Raw genomic sequence first — 23,328 nt, forward strand, 5'->3', positions numbered from 1 at the left:
TACAAAAACAAATTCCAATCCTTTATTTAGGCTATTTATCTCATTTTCTAGGTGAATATCGGCATTTTGCTAGACTTTTGTTACTTTATCTTTCTCACGCACCACTTTTAATGCGAATTTCGGCAGTGCAAGCATTCGTTTGTACCGTGTAGGTTCTTTTAGGAGACGGTACAACCATTCAATTCTCATTTTTTGGAACGCTATTGGCGCTCTTTTGCTCTTCCCAGAGATCACGTCAAAGCTGCCGCCGACCCCCATCATGATCGGAACGCCAAGTTTGGACTTATATTTAGCAATCCAAGGTTCCTGACTATCTGCACCTCTGGCCACAAATAATAAGTCAGGGTTAGTATTAACAATTTCAGCGATAACCTCTTCGTCCGCATCCGAACCAAAATAACCGTCATGATATCCTGCAATGATAACACCCGGATATTGCAATTGTAACCTTTCAGCGGTTTCCCGAATCACCTCAGGCGTAGAACCTAGAAGATATACCTTCCAGCTATATCTTTCACCCTGTCGCATCAATTCATGTAACAGATCATAACCTGCTACCCGTTCGGTTACCGGTTCATTACAATAATTAGAAGCCCAGACAACTCCTGTCCCATCGGGGACAACCAATTCAGCCGATTTCATAATATCCATATAAGCTGGATCTTCCAGTGCAGCCATAACCATAATTGGATTGGCTGTAATCACTTGATGCGGGATACGGGTCTGAACAGCCTCCGTCAAATAAGCAACTGTAGCTGCCATATCCACTTTCGAGACTCTAATCCCAAAAATAGGAACTGTAGGTACCGCGCTGTCTGCTTTCACTTTAGATCATCCTTTATGGTGAAAATATTCTACAATTTGCCGAGCTGGTGCCTCTGCTGCTTGAATCAACTTGGTGATGACCTCATCCCGTTCGGTTCTCCATTCCTTTGCGGTGTTCAAAAGATGGACAATCTCGTTAGCAACATGTTCAGCATCTAGTGTGTTTGTCGCTCCAACAGGATGGCACTGGATTCTCTTCAGAAAATGATCGATCTTCGGATCATAAGAAATACCTATCAGCGGAACACGTCTTCCAGCCGCATAAATCAAGCTATGAAGTCGCATTCCGATTAAAACATCACATTGTCCCACTTCCCGTAACATTTGCTGCGGGTGAATAGCATCCTCACAAATACTAACCTGCCCACCCTGCTCGGTTATACTTCCTTTCAGCTTCTCCATCACATAACGTGAAGCCTCATTATCCGAAGGAGTGTGAAAAGGGAGGAATCGCAAATGCAATGGAATCTCACGGTTGGCCTTAATCAGGCCTTGCGCAAGAGTATCCAGTTCTCTGCGATCTTGCTCCCAAAAACGTACTGATATCCCGATCACCGGAAGCGAGTCTGCTGATGCCGAAGATTGTACAGCAGCAGCAGGGTCTTCCTCCGGTAGAGACAAGCCCATAACCGGATCGGGAACAACTTCTACGTTCTTCTGTTCTAGTCCCATAGATAGAAGAAGCTCGCGGGATTGTTCATCCCGCACAGATATATAGGTACATTTACGAAACACTGATTTGATAAAAGGGTAAAAAAGTTTGCGATTCACTGGCCCAATGCCTTGAGCATAGATAAAGGTGGGTCTCCCCATCCATTGAGCAAGCTTGATAATCCCTAAATAGTACGGAATACTCTTGCTACCTGTTACATCCTGCAACAAGCTACCCCCGCCACTAATCAGACCCGCGCTCTCATAAATCGCTTGACGGACTTCAACAAGCTTCATCCGGTGCACGGATTTGACTCCATAGGTCGCAGTTGTCCACTCAGGATCAATGGATAGTACTATAGGCTCAATGGATATACCCAAAGCTTGAGACTGTTTCTGCAGTGCAATTAGAATAGACTGCAATACCGCCTCATCTCCACTGTTACGAAAACCATAGAAACCAGAGATAACTATCTTTTTAGGAGTGGCGACCATCGTTTCCAACACCCTTCTGCAATCTGCCATACGATTACGGCAATTACACCAATGATCAGTCCGAGTCCAAGACCTAACAGTCCACGAACTAGCGAGATCAGAACTGGTGAATGAATATGTGCAAAGGTATCCACCATGGAGAGCTGACCAATTACGGCAATAATCATGATAAACGCTGCACTCCGGTATCTAAAGGCTAAGAATGCACCCAGAATTAAGAGTGGATGAGCTAGTAAAAATTCTTTATTACGTGGCCGGACGCCGACTGTATTCTCAAGGAATGTACGGAAGGCCATCTCTAAAGGTGTTACGTTGCCCCCATTTCCGGTTCGGCTCAAATAATACATACCCACTACTCCAAGAACTGCAGCGGCAATAACCCAAGCTAGTGTAATAGGTGTCCGCAGCAGCTTGCCCGTCTTGTTGAACACAAATTCCCCACGATACAAAAGTACATATAGTGCCACAAGGCCGATAGGTGCCATATGAAGCAGACTAACACCACGGAACTGGTCCAGCACTAGACTATAAGTTATGTTGTTGAGCAGTGCGATCACAAATGGCACGGCGCTCAAAGAAATTAATGAAGTCTTCAGATAAAGCACCAGACTATGTGTGAACCGACGTTGCGGGCTCATAGCCTTATAGGTAAGGTTATTGCTCCGTAGAGGAGGCCCCATTTCATTGACCTTACGAATGGCCAGTACAACAGCAAGAGTCGGCGCACTTATCGCTGCTGCTAGTGCCAGCCCCTGCTCAAACATTTCTGGTTTCAAGACCAGCAGTCCTGCACTTCCCAGTAATCCAAGTACCCATGCAGGAATCGTAAGCCATGGAATAAAGTAAGAAATCAGCAGCGCTACTAAAGAGACTGCACCAACTACCGCAACTAGCTTGAAGTAACGTTGATAAGACGAATCTACAACCTCAAATGCCGTAGCTTGTCCTAGTTTAAAGCCATTATCTTTGATCTGTTCAACGGCGCCTCCAGGTTCACTCAGACTGGTGACAAGGTTGTCTAGCGTATCTGTAATCTGTGCCTTTGCTGTATTCCGTGAAGGAATTGTATTTAAATAAATCATGCGAATATTGCGATCTTTTGTTGCCAAAGCGAAACGATCTGAGATCACTTTTGGATCTAAGGCAGAGTCCCCTTCGCTAAGGGAATACAACCGTGTTACGTTATAGTCCAGCAAATAAGCAAGTTTGTTAAAGCCCTTCTGCTGCTTCTTAATATTCTCAATCGCTGCAATCCCGATTCCACGTTCTTTAAGGAGATTTGCAAAGTCAGTGATACTAGCCGTATCGGCATCATCATTAAACCCTTTAACGGACTCTCCCTCGAATAGGATTCGTTTCACACCCAATTCTTCATAACGATCTAACAGCTTCTTAACGGTCGCTTTATTATAAGTCAGAGAATCCACCAGACGCGGCACAATGGTAAATCCTTTGTCATGCAACATCTCCAGTGTAAATGGATCTGGCTGAAGTGGCTTCAGTGTAGCATCTTCTATTGGAGTCTCAATAATAAGACCTTGTTGTCCGCGGAAACTCCATTCCTTCGAAGTAATCCCAAGATTACCGAATGCCTCTTTAATGACAGGCGCCAGGGCCTGGTAGTAATCAGGATTAGTAAAAAGAACATAAGTATAGTTCTCATTCACCGGAATAATTGTATCCGTAAGATTAGCGATATCAGCCGCTCCCCACATCATGAGACGACGTGCCTTACGATAATCTTCCAGCGTGCTTTCGTAAATCGCCATACTCTGAACACCAGCATCTTTTAGACGATCTAACTGTTCGGAAATATAATCCTGCGGATTTGCACGATAGCTTGCTACTTCAACTAAATCCCGGTAATCAAATACAAATTCCACTGTCTTGGAAGACTTCTCCGTCTGCAGACGGTCATAGACAACTGGCAAGGCAGCTAAAACGCCAACCACAACTATGATCCACAGCCACTTCCGGGAAGAAATATTCCAACGTTGCCATTTTTGCTGCACCAAAAGTACCTCCTCTTTCACTTCAAAACTCTTTTTACAAAAGTAGAAACGGATCGTCATCCTTTAGAGACGGTACCCGTTTCTACGTTAAAAATATAATTTCAAAATATAGAATGCGATCTATATTCTTATTTTATTGTTCCCCGTCAACGCGGGCCATAACCAGCTTGGATAGTGTAGCTACCTTGTCTTTAGCATTCTGCAAGGATTCACCCACAACCGCAAAATAAACTTTAATCTTTGGCTCGGTACCTGAAGGACGCAGGCAGAACCACGAACCGTCAGCCAGCAAATACTTTAGTACATTTTCCTTCGGCAGACCATTCAAGCCTAGCGAATAATCCAGCACCTCTGTAACGGCAGATCCCGCAATTTCTTGTGGTGCATTTGTACGCCAATCATTCATGATGCCTTGAATTTGCGCAACGCCATCCTTACCTTTCAATGTACGAGACTCCAGGCTTTCCAAGAAGTACCCGAACTGCTCATACAATTCCTGAAGGACATCATATAATGTTTTGCCTTGAGCTTTGTAATAAGCACCTGCTTCAGCGACCAACATAGCCGCAAGAACGGCGTCCTTATCACGGGCATAGTTACCTGCAAGATAACCATAGCTTTCTTCATAACCGAAAAGATATGTGTAATCTCCGGATTGTTCGAATTGAGTCATTTTTTCACCAATATATTTGAAGCCTGTTAGCGTATTAAATACAGTTGCACCATAATGAGAGGCTACAGCAGCCCCCATCTCGCTCGTCACGATAGTCTTCACAACTGCACCATTGCTAGGCAACTTACCTTGTTCCTGTAAACGGCTCAAATAATAATGAATCATCAAAGCTCCAGATTGGTTGCCCGACAAAACAACAAATTTACCTTCATTGTCACGAACCACTGCCCCCATACGGTCTGCATCGGGATCTGTGCCAATTAAGAGGTCTGCATTCAACTCCTCGCCCAGCCTCATAGCCAGTGTAAAGGCTTCGCGTTCTTCCGGGTTCGGTGATTTTACAGTGGAAAATTCGGAATCTGGTTGTTCTTGCTCAGGCACAACATGCACCTGTGTGAAACCAATTTTCTCAAGCACTTGGCGGACTGGCAGGTTACCAGTACCATGTAGCGGGGTGTATACGATTTTGAAGTCTTTTCCAAGCGTAGAGGCGATCTCTTCACTTGCAAGACTAACCGCAGCGACCGTATCGGTAAACGCTTCGTCATCCTTCTCACCCAGCCAGTGCAGCAGGCCTTGACGCTCTGCTTCTTCTTGGGAAATCCGTTTCACACCATCAAAAGTGTCAACCCCTAATATGTAAGAAATGACCTTTTCGGCTTCGTCAGGGACAAGCTGTCCACCTTCAGAATTATAAACCTTATACCCGTTATATTCAGGCGGATTATGACTTGCAGTAATGACAATACCGCCCGTTGCCTTCAAATGCCGCACGCTGAACGATAATTGTGGTGTTGAGCGCAGAGAAGTGAATAAATGAGCCTCAATGCCATTAGCAGCCAGTACAAGAGCAGCCTCAAGTGTGAATTCAGGCGAGAAACGACGAGAGTCATGAGCGATAACAACAGAAGGTCTTCCCTCTCCAGTATGCGTCTCCAGAATATATTTAGCGAAACCTTGCGTAGCTCTACCTACCGTATAACGGTTGATACGATTACTACCCGCACCAATTACACCACGTAGACCACCTGTACCGAATTCTAGATCTCTATAAAATCGTTCCTCTAGCTCCTGTGGCTCGTTCTCCAGCGCGCGCAGCTCCGCCTTCGTAGATTCATCAACGGAGGCGTTCTCCAGCCAGCGTGATAAGGTTTCTGCCGCTTTCGGGCTTAATTGAGTCATTTAGAATCTCTCCTTCTCCATGTATAATAAATAATTCAAAGTAATATTAGCTCAGAGCAAACATAATTTCCCCAGAGGCAACAACTTTCCCCTCAACCGACGCAGTAGCCTGTCCTTTTCCAATACTGCCCTTAAGGCGAGTAATCTCTACTTCAAGAGTGAGGGTGTCTCCCGGTACGACTTGACCACGGAAACGGAATCCATCAAGCCCGGCTAAAAAGCCAATCCGACCGCGATTCGCTTCCACCCCCAGAATAGCAACTGCACCCACTTGTGCAAGAGCTTCTGTAATCAGTACGCCCGGCATTACCGGATAACCCGGAAAATGACCTGCGAAGAAAGGCTCGTTGATCGTTACATTTTTAATGCCGACTGCTCGTTTACCCATTTCGATCTCAGTGATTTTGTCCACCAGCAGAAATGGAGGCCGATGGGGGATGATTTCTTGAATTTGATTGATATCCAGCATTATAAATAAAACTCCTTTCGGATGTTACTTCATATTATTCTTCGCCGAAATGCATAAATTTAGGCAGCTTCGGTAAAAACTATATTATCCTTCACCACCTGCAGAAGTGGAGGTTGAGATAAGGGGCTTTCTCCACCAGATGCGATAGCATGGCGGAGAGGGCCCTTTTTGCTGCCCGCAGCCCCCCACCATTATACATTTATCCGTATAAAAAAGAAAACTCCCTTAAGCAAGAAGGGAGTCGTTATCCTTTTAAATTATGGAGCAAAAACCAAATCATAGACATGTCTCCATGTGCTCCATTGTAGAACATCGCTAAACTCTTTTTTGCCAAGGACAACGTAACCGACGACCAGCCCGCCTCCAAGTGCAACTACGAGAAGCAAAGGAATAAGAATCCACTGGATAAGTGTCCATTTTGATAATCCTCGCCGCTTCGGCTCTTTCTTGTCTTCTGGTTTGTCTTCCGACTTCACCTTTTTCTGACGTTCCATTCCTTCACCTCTACCCGCGCATGTTATTGGCCAGACCTAGCATCTGATCACTGGAAGAAAGCGCCCGAGCTGCGAGTTGATACGTACGTTGAATCTGCATCATTTCTGTCATTTCTGTGGTCATATCGACATTTGACTGCTCCAGCCACCCTGAGCGTACTCCAATTCCAGACGCCTCACCTGCCGCTCTTTGTACAAAAGCCTGCTGTGCTGTAACTCCATCGGCAAGCATATAGAAATTCCCGTCCACTGCCTTTAAAGCATTCTGTGTCTTAGGTTCTACAATCATTATAGTACCTGCTACCCGAACAGGTCCATTCTCTGACTGTTTCGTTAATACACGACCGGATTCATCAATAGCTGCATTCACGCCCACAGGGACCGTTAAAGGATTACCTGTTGTATTCAGTACCGGATTCCCCGTATTATCTACAAGAACCATCTTCGTTGCATCGGTAGTGTCAGGCGTAAAGTGAAAGTCGCCTTGTCTTGTATAAGCTGTAGTTCCATTGACCTGAACGCCAAACAGCCCATTACCCTGAAGTGCCAAATCGGTTGGATTACCCGTTTCTTTAAGGGGGCCTTCTTCCCAATTAGTCGTAATCGAAGGCACATATGTCCCAAATCCAATATTAAAGCCTAAGGGTGTAGCGCGACCCGGCTGATCATAGTCATCCGATTGCTGCTGCACACGAGTAAGCACATCCTCAAAGGAGCCCTTCTTGCTCTTATAACCATTTGTATCCATATTGGCTAGGTTATCCGCTATAATATCAAGCCGCTGCTGAAGGCTGGACATGGAGACTGCTGCACTAATAGTTGAGTTATTCATAGATCAAACCTCCTATAAGCTTTACCTGTAAAGCTCATTTCATAAGCAGTGCCTATACCCTGCCAATTTCAGTTACAGCCTTCTGCAAGCTGCTATCATAGTATTGAACGATCTTTTGGTTCGCTTCATAAGCCCTATATGCGGCATTCAAATCTACAGTTACCTGAGTAGGGTCAACATTGGAGCCCTCTAAATATCCTTGACGCACCTGTAAGTTATCAGTTGCATTGGAGTAACGAATGTCCGCTGCCGCTATATCATCAGCATGAAACACACCCTTACCATCACGCACAAGCTCCTGCGGCTTTGTAACTACACTCACACCAATTTTGGTCCCTGTCGGAAGTCCTGTTTCTGGATTTAATACATTGCCCTGCCCGTCCACTTTAAGGGTGTCCTGATTTCCTGTCAAGACGAGAGGTTTGCCAGTGGAATCAAGAACCTTGAAGCCTCCACTGCTCAATACTTCTCCCGTAGCTGCATTTACTGAGAAGCTTCCATTTCGGGTAAATAGGTTATTGCCATCAGTATCCTGCACAGTAAAGAAAGCCTGCGGACGGTAAATAACCTCACCCTCAGGACTTACATATTTCCCTGAACCATCAAAAGCTATATTCTGACCCGTCACAGGGTCGGCGACTTGTAAATCCGTAGATAAAGCAAAATCCATAGATTTGCCGCTCTCCCTTAAATCACCCTGTAAATATTGGGAAATCGACTGTTCTGCAAAAACCCCTGTATTAAGGCGCCCAACCGGTGTAGTGCTGCCATTACTCATAGCTGAGATCAAGACATCCGGAAAAGCATGATTAACACTATCAACCTGCTTATATCCCGTTGTATTTAAGTTAGCGATATTCTGTGTTGCCGTATCGTGTCTACGTTGCTGCGCAACCATACCTGCGGCGGCCGTATATAATCCTCTTATCATGAAGGTAGTCTCCTTCCGAATCTAATGCTACCATTTATATCGGCTGCTTAGAACTTTTTCTTTACGACCTTGTCCAAATTGTCCAGCATAATTCCTGTTCCTTTTACCACACAGTGCATAGGGTCTTCTGCTACCCAGACAGGTACATGTAATTCTTCTGAGAGCAGCTCGTCCAATCCGTTAAGCAAAGCACCTCCACCAGTAAGAACCACACCCCGGTCAATAATGTCCGCAGACAATTCTGGTGGTGTACGCTCCAGTACCGATTTAGCTGCAGCCACAATGGATGAAACCGGATCCCATAATGCTTCCTTTACCTCTCCCGCCGTAATAGTGAGCGTCTGGGGAAGTCCGCTTACCATGTCCCGGCCACGAATGTCCATTTCGGATTTCATCAAACCAGGTCGAACCGTACCAATAGTAACCTTAATATCCTCTGCTGTCCGTTCACCGATCAACAATTTATACTTTTGTTTAATATATCTTAAAATGGCATCATCGAACTTGTCTCCAGCGACTTTAATCGAAGAAGCGGTAACGACGTCGCCCATTGAAAGTACGGCTACATCCGTCGTTCCGCCACCGATATCGACGACCATGTTTCCACTTGGCTGATAAATGTCCATTCCCGCTCCAATCGCAGCGGCCTTTGGCTCTTCTTCCATAAATACTTCCTTAGCCCCGCTACGTTCTGCCGCTTCCCGAATGGACTTTTGTTCCACAGATGTAATATTTGTAGGGGCGCATATCAGAATGCGAGGCCGTGAATACCAGGTACGACCGCCAACACGGTCAATAAAATACTTCAGCATCATTTCCGTGACTTCAAAATCTGCAATGACACCATCCCGTAAAGGACGGATCGTTGTTATATTTCCGGGTGTACGTCCAACCATGCGACGTGCCTGTTCTCCCACCGCAAGGACTCTCTTCGTATCACTTTCAAGTGTGACCACGGAAGGTTCATCCAGAACGACTCCCCTTCCCTTAACATGTATGAGCACATTGGCCGTGCCGAGGTCGATTCCGATATCCTTGCTAAACATAATGAAAGAGCCCCCAAAGTGTTATTTTAATTGAAAAACAGCAGTTAGTACTAAATTTAAAAATAACATACTTTAGGGGAACTACACAATGTTTTAAAGCTTAATATTTCCTTAAATTTCCGAAAATCTCATGGCTTTGATGCTACAGCAACCTCACGTTTTTTCCCCGTCGTTTTTTTATATTTAATTTTTGTGGCTTCTCCCCCCCGAAGATGTCGGATGGATTTGTGATATTCAAGAATGTGCTTCACCTGATCGGCCAGATCAGGGTTGATCTCTGGCAGACGCTCCGTCAAGTCTTTGTGCACCGTGCTCTTTGAAACGCCAAATTCCTTGGCTATGGTCCGGACCGTATGCCTGGTTTCCACGATGCAGCGTCCGATTTTGATCGTACGTTCCTTGATGTAATCGTGCACGCTCCCGCCTCCCAACTGTGGATAGTTTGGTACATTATATGAGGGGCGGGCTTATATATTCGCGCTTTCAAGACATGACAAGCCTCCGAGGGCTCATTTTATTTAATGGACAACCCAAGAAGCCTTGTTATTCGCATGACGGAACGTCGTTAGTCCTTTAAAGACATAAACCGTTTCTCATAGAAAAATAAGGCTCTTTATAAGCATACTGCTTACGAAGAGCCTTATTTACACACAAAAACAGGGGGCGAAGGCCCCCTGTTATAAATTTTCTTATCGTCCTGGCAGTAACTCTGATGGATTAACTACTTTGCCATCCTTGTACACTTCAAAGTGTACATGATTGCCAAGATCCTTCTCGATTTCACTACGACCTGCGGTTGCAAGCGTATCTCCTTGCTTCACAACATCGCCTTGTTTCACTTTTGTGTCACCAAGACTTTGGTACACGGTCTTCATGTTACCTTGATGGGTAATCTCAATGACCTTACCTAACACTGCAACATCTTCCACTCTAGTAACTTCACCGCTAAGCGCTGCTTTAACGTCGAACGTATTGTTGTCTTCACGGGCAAGATCGATACCGACATTAGGAATAAATTTGTCGTTATACTGCACCATTGCGGCAACGTGATTGTCCTCTGTACCATTTTCATCATAATACGGTTTGACTACTTCTACTTCACCTGGATTGGCTACTGGCCAAACCAGGCTTTCCGCTGAAGCAAGAACTTCAAGGGCATCTGGATTACTGTTTGCAGTACCAGCTTCATTGGTCGAAGCTCCTACTTGCTGTGATGTGGCGGCGGTGTCCTGTTTAAGCGGTTTTTGGCCGGCATCCTGATAGACCCACACCAAAGTTAGTATAATTGCCGCTGCCGCCGTGTAGACTGCTGGGAACACCCAACGTTTAGATAACATCTTGCTCCATGAAGAAGGTTTAGCACCTAAATCTCCCTGCGATTTTTTGAGAGATTCATCATGGTTTGTTTTGTTTTTGTCTTGTTCATTCATATGGTTATCACCTCAGTAACCAGTGTTACCGGGCTTCTATCTTTTATACGTATCTTTCAAGTTATTTTTTCAGAAGAGTTGAGATTTGCGTAAAAGAGATGCCACTGTAATAGTGTTTGAGAATTTGAGTAGCCGTTCCGCCTTCCTTCGCCATCCCATTTGCTCCCCACTGGCTCATTCCCACACCATGCCCATTTCCGAAAGTAGTTATATAGATTTTGTTCCCTTTTCGCCCCCAACTAAATTGGCTGGAACGTAACCCTAGCTTCTCTCGCACTTCTCTTCCAGTAAAAACAGTACCTCCAATAGAGATTTGCTTAACCCTATGTCCAGTGGTGAGAGACAAGACTTCTACCGGCAATTCAGAGGAAGTAGAGATATTCTTTGTCATGCCTGATTGAGTAGTACCTTTTGATGCAGGGATTACTCTGTCGTTTAATCCAAGTCTAGTAAGTATTTCCGAGATGGTGAATGTAGATGTCACCGCATAGTTCGGGGTAATCTCTTTCTCCCAAGGACTAGTTACACTGCGCAGATAGGGGATCGCTGCATTCCAGTATTCTTCCGAGTTCTCGGTATATCCTCCACTGGAGGCGAAAAAGGAGGCCGTAATCGGCTGCCCTTTATAGGTCATAATGACACCGCGCGTCTCAAGAACCGCGCGCTGAAGCTTTGCGAGGTCGGCGCTTCTTCCGCCGAGCTTCCACTTCCGTTCCAGCGTATCCTTAGACACGTAAGCCTGATGGCTTACCGTATCTGTTACATCCGCCCCCGGAACGGGGACGCCGCTTCTGTCGCCAGCCAGCAGGCGGCGAAGGATAAAGGTGCGGGCCGCTACGGCCTGCGCTTTGAGCGCTTCAAGCTCAAAGCTGGCCGGCATCTCGGCCGCAAGCACGCCGCTGACGTATTCCTCCAGCGGCAACGTCTCTATTTGTCCGCTACGCGACAAATAGACAGAGACCTTCGGCTGCGGCGCTTCCTGCGCAGCTGCCTCCGGCCCCGCTGGTGCGGCTGGCGAGGCCGTTATCACCGGCAAGGCCGGAGGCGCCGGTTGTCCCCGGTGCAGCGGGACAACCACCAGTGGAATCAGCAGCGCCGCCAGAATAGGCGCTGCGAGCCAGGCGACGGGACCGAGGCGCCTGAGCCGGGAAGCAAGGGGACGCGAGTGCCAGCGCGTTGACTTGTTACGTCGCAAGTAGCGGAAATCTTTCATCTCTATGGCTCCTTCCGTGAGTCACTGTTGATTCTTATAGATATGAATTTACAGCAACTACTAGAACAATATTTGAGAGAAAGAGAGTCCCCTTCTCGTATCTATCACTATGCCCCGCGTTAAAAAATTACAAACAAAAAAAATCCCCATTAGATGAGGATTCAAATATACTTTCTAATAATATAAAAAAGAACAGGCCGCATCACTGCAGCCTGTTCTCATCTAATGACTGATATTATACCCAAGTTGCTTGAACCTGAAAGCGAGGTTTAACCTCTTCGCTTTTGCTTGATTCGCTCTTGGCTACTTCTGGTTTAAGAGTTTCATCTTTCACTGTTTGCACGGCTGTGTCTTCCATGGAGATGCGCCAAATTTCCGCACCTAGTCCGGACAGCTTCTCAGCCAAATGTACGTATCCGCGGTCAATATGATGAGTTCCGCTTACCTCAGTAGTGCCTTCAGCAACAAGACCTGCCAAAATAAGCGCAGCTCCCGCACGTAAATCCGTAGCACAAACTTTAGCTCCGACCAATTGCGCATTACCTGTAACGATTGCTGAGCGACCTTCAATCTTAATCTCAGCATTCATGTTGTGGAATTCATCCACATGCATGAACCGGTTCTCGAATACAGTCTCTGTAACGACACTAGTGCCTTCAGAGCGCAGCAATAATGCCATCATTTGTGACTGCATATCCGTTGGAAAGCCTGGATACGGCAAAGTCTTCAAATCAACAGCTTTAAGTGGCTTGTCACTAATGACACGAACTCCATTTTCATCAGGAATAATGGTCACACCCATCTCTTCCATCTTAGCAATAACAGGTCCCAAGTGATCCGCGATTGCGCCTTCCACATATACGTCCCCACCTGTAATTGCTGCGGCAGCCATATAGGTACCAGCTTCAATACGGTCAGGAATCACATGATGTTTAACACCATGCAGACGTTCTACGCCTTCAATACGGATAACACCTGTACCCGCACCGCGAACGATTCCGCCCATACCATTCAAATAATTGGCCAGGTCGACAATTTCAGGCTCCTTAGCCGCATTCTCAATCACGGTCACGCCTTCGGCGAGTGCCGCTGCCATCATTATATTTTCGGTCGCACCCACGCTAGCTACATCCAAATACACTTTGGCTCCGCGCAGGCGACCGTTACTTTTCGCTTCAATGTAGCCCTGGCCGAGACTAATCTCCGCACCAAGCGCTTCAAATCCTTTCAAATGCTGATCAATCGGTCGTGTGCCAATGGCGCAGCCGCCAGGCAAAGAAATTCTTGTATGACCAAGCCGTGATAACAGAGGGCCCATGACTAGAAAAGATGCCCGCATTTTCCGTACCCATTCATAAGGTGCTTCACAGGAAGTGATGTTTGTAGCATCCACCTGGATAATATCGTTTTGATATGTAACCCCTGCACCCAGAGATTCCAACATTTTTGATATCGTCATTACATCATCAAGCGGAGGTGCGTCCACAATGACGCTTACTCCTTCTTCTGCCAATAGAGAGGCGGCTATGATCGGTAATACGGAATTTTTTGCGCCGCTAACTTTCACGCTCCCGGTCAATCTGTTGCCACCGCGGACGATAAATTTGCTCATTTTCGGTTTCCCTCCGCGTCCATTATTTCTTAAATTATTTTTTAGATTAAAAGTAATTGCAAAAAAATTCGCATACTCCATCGATATGCCCATTCAGCCGGGCATGTTCCTTAAAGTTCAGTGTTGACATAATAAAACCTTATTATTCGACACTTTTTGACCATTGCGACCTATGACACTTATAACCAAACTACATATTCCTAAAACATATAGCGGATCATCCCACTCCAGCTAAGGTAATCCAGAAAGAATCCTGCAACAAAACGACCAAGTACAATAGCCAGAAGCAAGTGCAGCAGCCTTCCTTGAGGACTCTTGGGATATCTTATGACCAAATCCAGCTTAAGGTTCTGCAATGCCCACCAAGATAATACAACACTGAGCAAAGAAACAATCATTGAGATCATGCTGCTGGTCCCAGCGGCACTAGACCATCCATTGGACAATATATCCCCCATGTTAACCCTCCGTGTTCGTATTACTCGGAAATCGACTCTTATATCATACTTGCGTAGGGCAAAAGAATCCAGTACTTTTACAAATTTTTAAACAATTCAATGCCATTATCCAAAAAAATGAAGAAATCTTAACCTTTACTACATAGATTACTATAACAAAAAAAGCAGTCAAGCTTAGAGCTTGACCGCTTATATCCTACTGTTGTCCTTTACCAGTGGACACTTTAATCCGTGTAACAGCGCGTTGCAGCGCCAACTCCGCACGGCGGTGATCGATATCATCTTGTTTGCTACGAGTCTGGAGACGGCGCTGAGCGCGTTCTCTAGCAGCTTCGGCACGTTCAACATCAATATCCGTTGGCAGCTCGGCACTTTCGGCCAGCACTGTTACTTTATCCTTATGCACTTCAACGAAACCGCCATGAACGGCGATGGAGATCGTAACACCGTCCGATTTGACGGATAACGGAGCAACCTGAAGTGGAGTCACAAGCGGAATGTGTCCCGGCAAAATACCCAACTCGCCTTCGACTCCCCGTACTGTCAAGCTATTCACTTGTTTCGAATAGACGAGATGCTCCGGCGTGACAATTTCCAACAAAAAGGTGTTCACTTCCATTCCTCCTTAAAGCTTTACGAAGTAAAGCTCTCATCGAAAGCATACACTTAGCTTTACGAAGTAAAGCTCGCTTCGAAAGCATTCACTAAGCTCAGTGTTACATCGATTTCGCTTTTTCAACCGCTTCTTCGATTGTACCCACAAAAAGGAACGCTGCTTCTGGAAGATCATCATGCTTACCGTCCAGGATTTCCTTAAAGCTACGTACAGTTTCTTTGATTGGCACGTATTTACCCTTGAAGCCGGTAAACTGTTCAGCTACGTGGAAAGGCTGTGACAGGAACCGTTCAACTTTACGGGCACGGGCTACGATAACCTTATCATCCTCACTCAATTCATCCATACCCAAGATGGCGATGATGTCTTGAAGTTCGGTATAACGTTGCAGCAATTGTTTAACACCTTGTGCTACATTGTAATGCTCTTCACCAACAATTTCCGGAGCTAGCAGACGCGAGCTGGAAGCCAGTGGATCAACCGCTGGGAAAATCCCCTTCTCGGAAATCTTACGCTCAAGGTTAGTTGTTGCATCCAAGTGAGCAAACGCCGTTGCCGGAGCAGGGTCAGTGTAGTCATCCGCTGGTACGTAAATTGCTTGAATGGAAGTAACGGAGCCTTTTTTGGTAGAAGTGATACGCTCTTGCAACTGACCCATTTCAGTAGCCAGGGTTGGTTGATAACCTACTGCGGACGGCATACGTCCGAGAAGAGCGGATACTTCGGAACCCGCTTGGGTAAAGCGGAATATATTATCGATAAAGAGCAGCGTATCGCGGCCTTCTACATCACGGAAATATTCCGCCATAGTAAGACCAGTCAAAGCTACGCGCAGACGCGCGCCTGGGGGCTCATTCATTTGTCCGAACACCATTGCTGTTTTCTTAATAACGCCGGAGTCCGTCATTTCGTGATAAAGGTCATTACCTTCACGAGTACGTTCACCCACACCTGCGAATACGGAAATACCACCGTGTTCTTGGGCAATGTTATTAATCAATTCTTGAATTGTTACGGTTTTACCTACACCGGCACCGCCGAACAGACCAACTTTACCGCCCTTAGCATAAGGTGCAAGTAAGTCGATAACTTTAATACCCGTTTCCAGAATTTCGGCTTGTGTTGACAATTCATCAAATGTCGGAGCCAAACGGTGAATCGGGTTCTTAATTTCAGCAACAACTTCACCAGCTTTATCAATTGGATTTCCAAGTACGTTAAATACCCGGCCTAATGTCGCTTCCCCTACAGGTACCGAAATAGGTCCACCTTGGTCAATCGCATCCAGTCCACGAACCAGACCATCTGTAGAAGACATCGCGATACAACGTACCAAATTGTCTCCCAAGTGGTTGGAAACCTCAAGCGTTAGGTTAATCTGGCGACCATTGTCCAAGACGGTTTCAATTTTGATAGCGTTGAAAATCTCGGGCAACTGGCCGCGTTCAAATTCAATATCGACAACCGGACCCATAATGCTTACAACGCGTCCTTTGTTCATCTTCATTTCCCTCCTCGAAAGCTATTACATCAAGAAGAAACAACGTTGTCACCTTAAATGATGACAACCGTTTCTCGTAGAAATATAAGTGTTTTGTATAGTGTAGAACCTATACTTTCTTATATTTTAAGATTTTTAAGACTGAGCATTCGCTCCGGCCACGATCTCGGTAATTTCCTGCGTAATTGCCGCCTGACGGGCACGGTTGTACGTAAGGGTAAGTTCTCCGATCATTTTCGACGCGTTCTTTGTTGCACTGCCCATCGCTGTCATTTTCGCACCCAGCTCACTGGCCTTGCCATCCAGAATTGCGCTATAAATCAAAGTTTCGGCGTATTTCGGAAGTAGCACTTCGAGCACGCCTTCTGGTGAAGGTTCATATTCGTAATTTGCAGACGCTTCATGATGCTCATGATTTCCTACGCCTTCCATAGGCAACAGTCGATCAACGGTTGGGATCTGGGTAATCGCATTGACGAATTGGTTGTAACAAACGTACAACTCGTCATACGTACCATCTACAAACTGTTGTACTGCCGAATTAGCGATAGACTTAATATCAGCAAACTTCGGCGCATCCGATAGCTCAGTAACTTCCTGTACAATCGGATATTCACGGCGGCGTAAGAAGTCACGGCCTTTACGACCGATAACGAACAAGGCGTATTCATCTTTGGATTTATGTCGCTCCGCGATGAGCATCGTCACCTTACGTAAAATATTAGCATTGTACCCTCCCGCAAGCCCTCTATCAGAGGTCACGATAAGATAACCAGTTTTTTTCACAGGGCGACTGACCAGCATGGGATGCTGGACGCCTTCTGTACCAGCAGCAATGCTCGATACAACCTCTTTCAGCTTCTCAGCATAAGGACGGGCGGCAATAGCCTTCTCCTGAGCTTTTCTCAGCTTGGAGGCGGCTACCATTTCCATCGCTTTTGTGATCTGTCTTGTGTTTTGAACACTCTTAATTTGACGTTTAATATCACGCATGCTTCTTGCCATGATTTCACCACCTTAAAGCTTTGACGAAGTCAAAGCTAACTTCGTAAGCATCTTCTTGGCTTTGACGAATTCAAAGCCAACTTTATAAGTAATAGCCTGAGCTTCGGCAGAGCCAAAGCTCACTTCGTAAGATTCGTTTAGGTACGATCTATATTAGCTAGTAGCAAAGCCTCTTTTAAATTTATCAATTGCTGCTTTAAGAGCGGCTTCGTTATCTGCTGTCAAATCCTTGGTATCTCTGATGGATTGAGCAACTTCAGCAGCACTGCTATCCATGTATGCAAGGAATTCCTTTTCAAAACGTTTTACGTCTTTAACAGGGATATCATCCAAGTATCCTTTTACAGCTGTGTACAAGCTAAGCACTTGATGCTCAACAGATAGCGGCTGATTTACACCTTGTTTCAGAACTTCCATCATACGTGCTCCGCGATTCAGACGAGCAAGCGTAGATTTATCAAGATCTGAGCCGAACTGTGAGAAAGCTTGAAGTTCACGATATTGGGCAAGATCCAAACGGAGCGAGCCAGCTACCTTCTTCATCGCTTTAATCTGAGCGGAGCCCCCTACACGGGAAACGGAGATACCGACGTTGATCGCCGGACGCTGACCAGAGTAGAACAGATCGGATTCAAGGAAGATTTGACCATCTGTAATCGAGATTACGTTCGTAGGAATGTAAGCCGATACGTCAGATGCTTGTGTTTCGATGAACGGAAGTGCGGTTAATGAACCACCACCAAGCTCATCACTAAGCTTAGCCGCACGTTCCAAAAGACGGGAGTGCAAGTAGAACACGTCACCAGGGAACGCTTCACGACCCGGTGGACGACGAAGCAGCAAGGACAATTCGCGATAAGCCGAAGCTTGTTTTGAAAGGTCATCATAAATGATCAGTACGTGTTCGCCCTTGTACATAAAGTACTCGCCCATTGCGCAACCTGCGTATGGAGCAATGTACAACAGTGGGGATGGCTCGGAAGCCGAAGCAGTTACAACGATTGTATATTCCAACGCGCCATGACGGCGGAGAGTTTCTACAACCTGTGCTACTGTTGATTGTTTTTGTCCAATGGCAACATAAATACATTTCATTCCGTTGCCTTTTTGGTTGATAATCGCATCGATTGCGATTGCAGTCTTACCTGTTTGACGGTCACCAATGATAAGTTCGCGTTGTCCACGACCAATTGGTACCATCGCATCAATCGCTTTAAGGCCAGTTTGCATTGGCTCATGAACCGATTTACGGTCGATAACACCAGGAGCGTTATTCTCAACCGGACGGAATTCCGTCGTTTGGATTGGGCCTTTACCGTCAAGCGGCATACCGAGTGCGTTAACAACACGACCCAGAAGGGCCTCTCCCACTGGGACTTGCATGATTTGTCCGGTACGTTTTACTTGATCGCCTTCACGAATTTCCTTGTACTCACCTAGAATAACAACACCGACGTTGCTTTCTTCCAGATTGAGCGCCATGCCCACTACACCGTTGGAGAACTCTAGCAACTCGCCTGCCATTGCGTTTTCCAGACCGTAGACACGAGCGATCCCGTCTCCGACTTGAATGACGGTGCCCACTTCGGCAACTTCGATATCGGCTTTATATTGCTCAATTTGACTTTTGATCAAAGTGCTGATCTCTTCAGGTCTGATGCCCAATATCCTCACCCCTATCTTCTATGCTTATCATTAAAGGATTTCTCGAGACGTTCCAATTTACTAGACAGACTGCCGTCATACAGCGTATCGCCGATATAAACTTTCAGTCCTCCCAGCAGGCTTGGATCCACCACATTCGTAACCCGGATTTTACGGTTTACGAGCTGGCCGAATTCTGCAGCTACAGCCGCTTGTTCTTCTTCACTTAAAGAATAAACGGAGTATACCTTAGCATCACCAATGCCAAGAGCGTCTCCTTCAATCTTGATATACGTATCCAGCAGTTCGGCAAAAATATCGGTTCTGCCTCGCTCTACTAACAGTTCTACAATGTTCATCACGATAGGAGAGATCTTATCTTGAAGTGCTGTGCGCAGCACTTTCAACTTGTCGGACTCCGAGATGCGCGGTGCAAGAATAAACCGCTTAACCTCTTGGTCAGAATGTAATACTTCGACCACTGCCTTGAGCTCTTCTTCTACTTCAAGGGTAATCCCCTTCTCTACCGCTGCACTGTACAATGCTTTAGCGTAGCGCTTGGCAACTACCGTATCGCGGCTCATGATCGGCCTCCTACCTCATTGAGGTATTGGTTCACAAGCTGCTCCTGCTCACTGCTAGCACTAACTTCTTTTTTAAGAAGTTTAGAAGCAATACGAACAGATGCCGTTCCAATTTCGCTGCGCAACTCTTCCACTGCTTTATTCTTCTCGTTCTCGATATCGCGCACGGCCTCTTCTTTGACACGTGCAGCTTCAACTTTGGCTTGAGCCAAAGCTTGTTCTACCTGTTGATTGCTAGTAATTTGCGATTGTTGAATAATCTGTTGAGCTTCCTGGCGTGCACTGTTCAGCGCTTGCTTCTGCTCTTCCACATACGCGACCGCTTGCTCTCTAGTCTTCGCAGCTTCATCCATTTGCTGCATTACCAGCTCACGGCGCTTCTCCATAACTGCGAACAGTTTGCTGAACGCATACTTACTGAGCAAGAAATATAGAATCCCAAAGGCTACAATTGAAAATACGATGTTTGTCCAAACAATATCCACTGAGGTCACTCCCTTCCGTTACCGCGTCATGCGGACGTATACAAAAGTAAGGCGCGGATGGCATCGGCCGTCCCCGCCAAACCGTAAATACGGTTTATTAAGAAAACATGATCAGGAATGCGATAACTGTTGCTGCGAGCGGAATAACTTCGACGATACCTACACCGATAAACATTGTTGTTTGAAGCGCGTTACGAGCTTCTGGTTGACGAGCGATAGACTCAACTGTTCTACTAACGATCATACCGTTACCAAGACCTGCGCCAAGTGCACCCAATCCAACCGCTATTGCTGCTGCTAAAAATTCCATTTGTAAATATCCTCCTTTAATTTCGGTTCATAATGTGTTTAATGATATAAGATATCTCCCGCGAAAGAAAATCAGACGATAGCCGTTCTCTTCGCAGCAGTTCATTAATGTGCTTCTTCTTCGTGAATCGTCATCTGTGCGATATAAACCATCGTCAGAATGGTAAAGATAAACGCCTGTAGTGCCCCGACGAAAATACTGAAGCCTTGCCATACAGCCAGGAACGGAATACTGAGAATGCCCAGTTTCAAAATGACTGTAATCAGTACTTCTCCGGCAAAAATGTTAGCAAATAGACGAATAGCCAGCGCTACTGGTTTTGCCAAGTTCTCGATAATGTTCAGTGGCAAAAAGATTGGAAACGGCTCAATATAGTGTTTGAAATAATGCTTGCCGTTGAGCTTGATGCCCAGGAAGTTCATCAGTATAAACACAATAATTGCCAATCCTGCAGTGATATTAATGTCAGCAGTCGGCGACTTGTACCATAAGATCTCAACATGATCACCATGCGCCAAGTTCTTGGTTGCTTCAATCACATGGCCAAACACGGTTACAGGTCCATGTGCTTCAGTTACAACTGAGAAAGGCAATCCAAGAAGGTTGGAAACAAAGATAAACAGAATCAATGTTAGCCCCAAAGATATGTAAGGTTTTCCTTTCTTCAGGTCCATGGCACTGCTTATGACACCTTCAACAAATTCTACAACCCATTCCATAAAATTCTGAAGCTTAGATGGATTCTCAACCGAAAGCTTACGAACCGAAAGCATCACCAGTACAAATACTACTGTACAACTGATCAGAAGCATCAATACGGCTGATATATCTATCGGTATTCCCCCGACAAAGATTTTCGGCATCTCATGCATAGTATCATCCCCCTTTCTCTTTAATCTGGTTAAAGTTTGTTCTTCACACTCAGATATATCCCCGCAGGAATGGCGAGAAGCTGAGGAATGAACACGCCCGAAACAGTTGCTACCAGGGAGAAATGCTCAATCTTGACCGCGAACATGGTGACCAAAATTGCGAAGCTAATCCGTGTAACAAAACCGAGGCTGAAGGCATTCCCTTCGTTGCTCGCAATCGACTGCGTTACCCGTCGAACCTTGACGGCCAGATAACGAAAGTTTACCAATCCCGCCACCAGACCCAGAGTCATGCCCAGTGTAATATCCCTGGTCTCATGATGAAGCGCCCAGCCCATTAAGAGTCCTGCCATAAGGACGAGCGTAACTCTAGTGACGGTATTGATCATGGGAGTCATATTATCCATTCTGCTCCCCCAAAAATTTTTTAATTAACAGGACGACGTTCACAATTCCCAGAATCATTCCGGTTATAGTGCCAATAGCGAGCCAATATTTTGGACCCTCCATTAAGTCTTTCAGCCACCTTGCCGCAAAAAAACCAATAACAATGTAAGCGGCGAGTATAGTGCCTGCACTTCCAATGATAAGCGCGGTCTGTAACAAGCTGTCCCTGCTATTTTGTTCTTTCATGGGCTACAATCCCAACTAATTTTACTGAATTTCTGGAGTCTTTGTCAATTCATTGAACATTGCCCAAAAACCCTTGAAAACATGAAAATAATCACAGCAAAATGTTCCAAAACCATATAAACCGTACAGTTTGACTGTATGTTGATTTTAATCAGATCAGATATTACTTTAAATGAAATTATTTATTTTTTGTGAACATTCTGTGAAACTCTTCAGGACGTTCCTTATTTACACCGAAATGGTGCAAAATCGCATTGACAATTCGTTGGGAGGCTTTGCCATCTCCGTACGGGTTGGCGGCCCGACTCATCGACTGATAGAGCTCATTATCAGTCAAAAGAGCATGTGTCCGTTCATACACCTTCTCCTCGTCCGTGCCCACAAGCTCTAACGTTCCAGCGTCTATCCCTTCAGGACGCTCCGTCGTATCACGAAGCACAAGTACAGGAACTCCGTATGAAGGAGCTTCCTCTTGTAAACCGCCGGAATCGGTCAATATCAAGTGGGTATGCGGATAAAAATTATGCAAATCCACGACATCCAGCGGATCAATCAGCTTAATTCTTGGATGTCCACCCAGAATTTCATGTGCAGGTTCCTTAACTGCCGGACTCGGATGCACAGGATAAACAATGGCTACATCTTCGAATTCATCAGCGATTCTTTTGACAGCTCGGAAGATATTACGATGCGGTTCACCTTGCGATTCTCTGCGGTGAGCAGTCATCAAAATAAGTCTTTTTCCTGAAGCAAAATCCAAAACAGGATGCCGGTAATCCGGCTGTACGGTATATTGAAACACATCAGTTACGGTGTTGCCTGTGATATAAATACTTGATTCTTTTTTGTTCTCGTGTTTCAAATTGCTAGCTGACCAATCGGTTGGAGCGAAATGCAGATCGGCCAAAACACCTGTTAGTTGGCGGTTCATTTCCTCAGGATAAGGAGACAGTTTGTTCCATGTCCGAAGACCTGCTTCTACGTGCCCAACCTGAATTTGCTGCAGGAAAGAGGCATAACTAGCTAGAAACGTCGTTAATGTATCCCCATGCACCAGCACGATATCAGGCTTAACCTCTCTCAGCACAGGCTCCAAACCTTCAAGCACACGAATAGTAATCTCGTTCAGTGTCTGACGGTCCTTCATCACATCCAAATCATAATCAGGAGTGATTTTAAACACTTCTAACACTTGATCAAGCAGTTCTCTATGCTGTGCTGTGACACAAACAATGGATTCGATGTGCTCAGGATGCTTCTCTAGTTCAAGAACTAGAGGAGCCATCTTGATCGCCTCGGGGCGCACTCCGAAAATAGTCATCACTTTAATTTTGGACATAACCCCTACCCTCTCA

The 23,328-nt window shown here is 45.7% G+C and carries 25 protein-coding genes; all 25 read right to left on the bottom strand.

The genetic code is table 11. The annotated features are described in order from the left end of the window. Positions 1-69: 69 nt before the first annotated feature. Positions 70-825 carry a WecB/TagA/CpsF family glycosyltransferase gene (locus MHB64_RS28605; RefSeq protein WP_256990645.1) on the bottom strand — a complete coding sequence of 252 codons (756 nt, stop codon included), beginning with the start codon at positions 823-825 and terminating at the stop codon, positions 70-72. Positions 826-831: 6 nt separating this feature from the next. Next, on the bottom strand, positions 832-1,971 hold the full coding sequence (gene csaB / locus MHB64_RS28610; protein ID WP_341136133.1) for a polysaccharide pyruvyl transferase CsaB: 1,140 nt from the start codon (positions 1,969-1,971) through the stop codon (positions 832-834). Further along, positions 1,947-3,983 carry a DUF5693 family protein gene (locus MHB64_RS28615; protein ID WP_341135890.1) on the bottom strand — a complete coding sequence of 679 codons (2,037 nt, stop codon included), beginning with the start codon at positions 3,981-3,983 and terminating at the stop codon, positions 1,947-1,949. Before MHB64_RS28615 ends, csaB begins: the two co-directional genes overlap by 25 nt. Positions 3,984-4,116: 133 nt before the next feature. After that, positions 4,117-5,838 carry a phospho-sugar mutase gene (locus MHB64_RS28620; protein WP_341135891.1) on the bottom strand — a complete coding sequence of 574 codons (1,722 nt, stop codon included), beginning with the start codon at positions 5,836-5,838 and terminating at the stop codon, positions 4,117-4,119. 46 nt (positions 5,839-5,884) lie between these two features. Then, positions 5,885-6,307, bottom strand: coding sequence for a 3-hydroxyacyl-ACP dehydratase FabZ (gene fabZ / locus MHB64_RS28625; RefSeq protein WP_042192447.1), 423 nt, complete (start codon positions 6,305-6,307; stop codon positions 5,885-5,887). Positions 6,308-6,564: 257 nt separating this feature from the next. After that, positions 6,565-6,801 carry a DNA-directed RNA polymerase subunit beta gene (locus MHB64_RS28630; RefSeq protein ID WP_094871153.1) on the bottom strand — a complete coding sequence of 79 codons (237 nt, stop codon included), beginning with the start codon at positions 6,799-6,801 and terminating at the stop codon, positions 6,565-6,567. 10 nt (positions 6,802-6,811) lie between these two features. After that, positions 6,812-7,633, bottom strand: a complete 822-nt coding sequence (locus MHB64_RS28635; RefSeq protein ID WP_094871151.1) for a flagellar hook-basal body protein — start codon at positions 7,631-7,633, stop codon at positions 6,812-6,814. 52 nt (positions 7,634-7,685) lie between these two features. Then, a complete protein-coding gene (locus tag MHB64_RS28640) occupies positions 7,686-8,564 on the bottom strand; it encodes a flagellar hook-basal body protein (RefSeq protein ID WP_280787292.1) in 879 nt (292 codons plus the stop codon). Positions 8,565-8,611: 47 nt separating this feature from the next. After that, positions 8,612-9,610 (bottom strand): rod shape-determining protein, encoded by a 999-nt coding sequence (locus tag MHB64_RS28645; RefSeq protein WP_094871147.1) that lies wholly within the window; start codon positions 9,608-9,610, stop codon positions 8,612-8,614. 128 nt (positions 9,611-9,738) lie between these two features. Beyond that, entirely contained in the window at positions 9,739-10,026 is a 288-nt protein-coding gene (gene spoIIID / locus MHB64_RS28650; protein ID WP_019915029.1) for a sporulation transcriptional regulator SpoIIID, read from the bottom strand. Between the two features lie 273 nt (positions 10,027-10,299). Continuing rightward, the gene (locus MHB64_RS28655) at positions 10,300-11,040 is read right to left on the bottom strand and encodes a M23 family metallopeptidase (protein ID WP_094871146.1); all 741 of its coding nucleotides are present in this window, start codon (positions 11,038-11,040) and stop codon (positions 10,300-10,302) included. A gap of 61 nt (positions 11,041-11,101) precedes the next feature. Further along, a complete protein-coding gene (gene spoIID / locus MHB64_RS28660) occupies positions 11,102-12,253 on the bottom strand; it encodes a stage II sporulation protein D (RefSeq protein ID WP_341135892.1) in 1,152 nt (383 codons plus the stop codon). A 235-nt stretch (positions 12,254-12,488) separates the two neighbouring features. After that, the gene (gene murA, locus MHB64_RS28665; protein ID WP_094871177.1) at positions 12,489-13,865 is read right to left on the bottom strand and encodes a UDP-N-acetylglucosamine 1-carboxyvinyltransferase; all 1,377 of its coding nucleotides are present in this window, start codon (positions 13,863-13,865) and stop codon (positions 12,489-12,491) included. Between the two features lie 200 nt (positions 13,866-14,065). After that, positions 14,066-14,323 (bottom strand): DUF1146 family protein, encoded by a 258-nt coding sequence (locus MHB64_RS28670; RefSeq protein ID WP_076285651.1) that lies wholly within the window; start codon positions 14,321-14,323, stop codon positions 14,066-14,068. A gap of 196 nt (positions 14,324-14,519) precedes the next feature. Continuing rightward, positions 14,520-14,936 carry a F0F1 ATP synthase subunit epsilon gene (locus tag MHB64_RS28675; protein ID WP_042131365.1) on the bottom strand — a complete coding sequence of 139 codons (417 nt, stop codon included), beginning with the start codon at positions 14,934-14,936 and terminating at the stop codon, positions 14,520-14,522. Positions 14,937-15,039: 103 nt separating this feature from the next. Further along, positions 15,040-16,440 (bottom strand): F0F1 ATP synthase subunit beta, encoded by a 1,401-nt coding sequence (gene atpD / locus MHB64_RS28680; protein WP_341135893.1) that lies wholly within the window; start codon positions 16,438-16,440, stop codon positions 15,040-15,042. 135 nt (positions 16,441-16,575) lie between these two features. Continuing rightward, positions 16,576-17,445 (bottom strand): ATP synthase F1 subunit gamma, encoded by an 870-nt coding sequence (atpG, locus tag MHB64_RS28685; protein ID WP_094871140.1) that lies wholly within the window; start codon positions 17,443-17,445, stop codon positions 16,576-16,578. A gap of 153 nt (positions 17,446-17,598) precedes the next feature. Beyond that, entirely contained in the window at positions 17,599-19,110 is a 1,512-nt protein-coding gene (gene atpA, locus MHB64_RS28690) for a F0F1 ATP synthase subunit alpha (RefSeq protein ID WP_042131369.1), read from the bottom strand. A gap of 11 nt (positions 19,111-19,121) precedes the next feature. Beyond that, positions 19,122-19,673 carry a F0F1 ATP synthase subunit delta gene (locus MHB64_RS28695; RefSeq protein WP_094871138.1) on the bottom strand — a complete coding sequence of 184 codons (552 nt, stop codon included), beginning with the start codon at positions 19,671-19,673 and terminating at the stop codon, positions 19,122-19,124. Further along, positions 19,670-20,158 (bottom strand): F0F1 ATP synthase subunit B, encoded by a 489-nt coding sequence (gene atpF, locus MHB64_RS28700; protein WP_094871136.1) that lies wholly within the window; start codon positions 20,156-20,158, stop codon positions 19,670-19,672. The genes MHB64_RS28695 and atpF overlap by 4 nt, the downstream gene beginning before the upstream one ends. A gap of 97 nt (positions 20,159-20,255) precedes the next feature. After that, positions 20,256-20,468, bottom strand: coding sequence for a F0F1 ATP synthase subunit C (gene atpE / locus MHB64_RS28705; protein ID WP_039877624.1), 213 nt, complete (start codon positions 20,466-20,468; stop codon positions 20,256-20,258). A 104-nt stretch (positions 20,469-20,572) separates the two neighbouring features. Next, the gene (gene atpB, locus MHB64_RS28710; RefSeq protein ID WP_042131372.1) at positions 20,573-21,340 is read right to left on the bottom strand and encodes a F0F1 ATP synthase subunit A; all 768 of its coding nucleotides are present in this window, start codon (positions 21,338-21,340) and stop codon (positions 20,573-20,575) included. A gap of 29 nt (positions 21,341-21,369) precedes the next feature. After that, the gene (locus MHB64_RS28715) at positions 21,370-21,747 is read right to left on the bottom strand and encodes an ATP synthase subunit I (protein ID WP_094871134.1); all 378 of its coding nucleotides are present in this window, start codon (positions 21,745-21,747) and stop codon (positions 21,370-21,372) included. Then, positions 21,740-21,973 carry an AtpZ/AtpI family protein gene (locus MHB64_RS28720; protein ID WP_042192476.1) on the bottom strand — a complete coding sequence of 78 codons (234 nt, stop codon included), beginning with the start codon at positions 21,971-21,973 and terminating at the stop codon, positions 21,740-21,742. The genes MHB64_RS28715 and MHB64_RS28720 overlap by 8 nt, the downstream gene beginning before the upstream one ends. A gap of 178 nt (positions 21,974-22,151) precedes the next feature. Further along, positions 22,152-23,312 (bottom strand): non-hydrolyzing UDP-N-acetylglucosamine 2-epimerase, encoded by a 1,161-nt coding sequence (gene wecB, locus MHB64_RS28725; protein WP_094871132.1) that lies wholly within the window; start codon positions 23,310-23,312, stop codon positions 22,152-22,154. Positions 23,313-23,328 lie beyond the last annotated feature (16 nt).

Source organism: Paenibacillus sp. FSL K6-2859 (assembly GCF_038008265.1).
In the GTDB taxonomy this organism is placed as follows: Bacteria; Bacillota; Bacilli; order Paenibacillales; family Paenibacillaceae; genus Paenibacillus_AQ; species Paenibacillus_AQ nitricinens.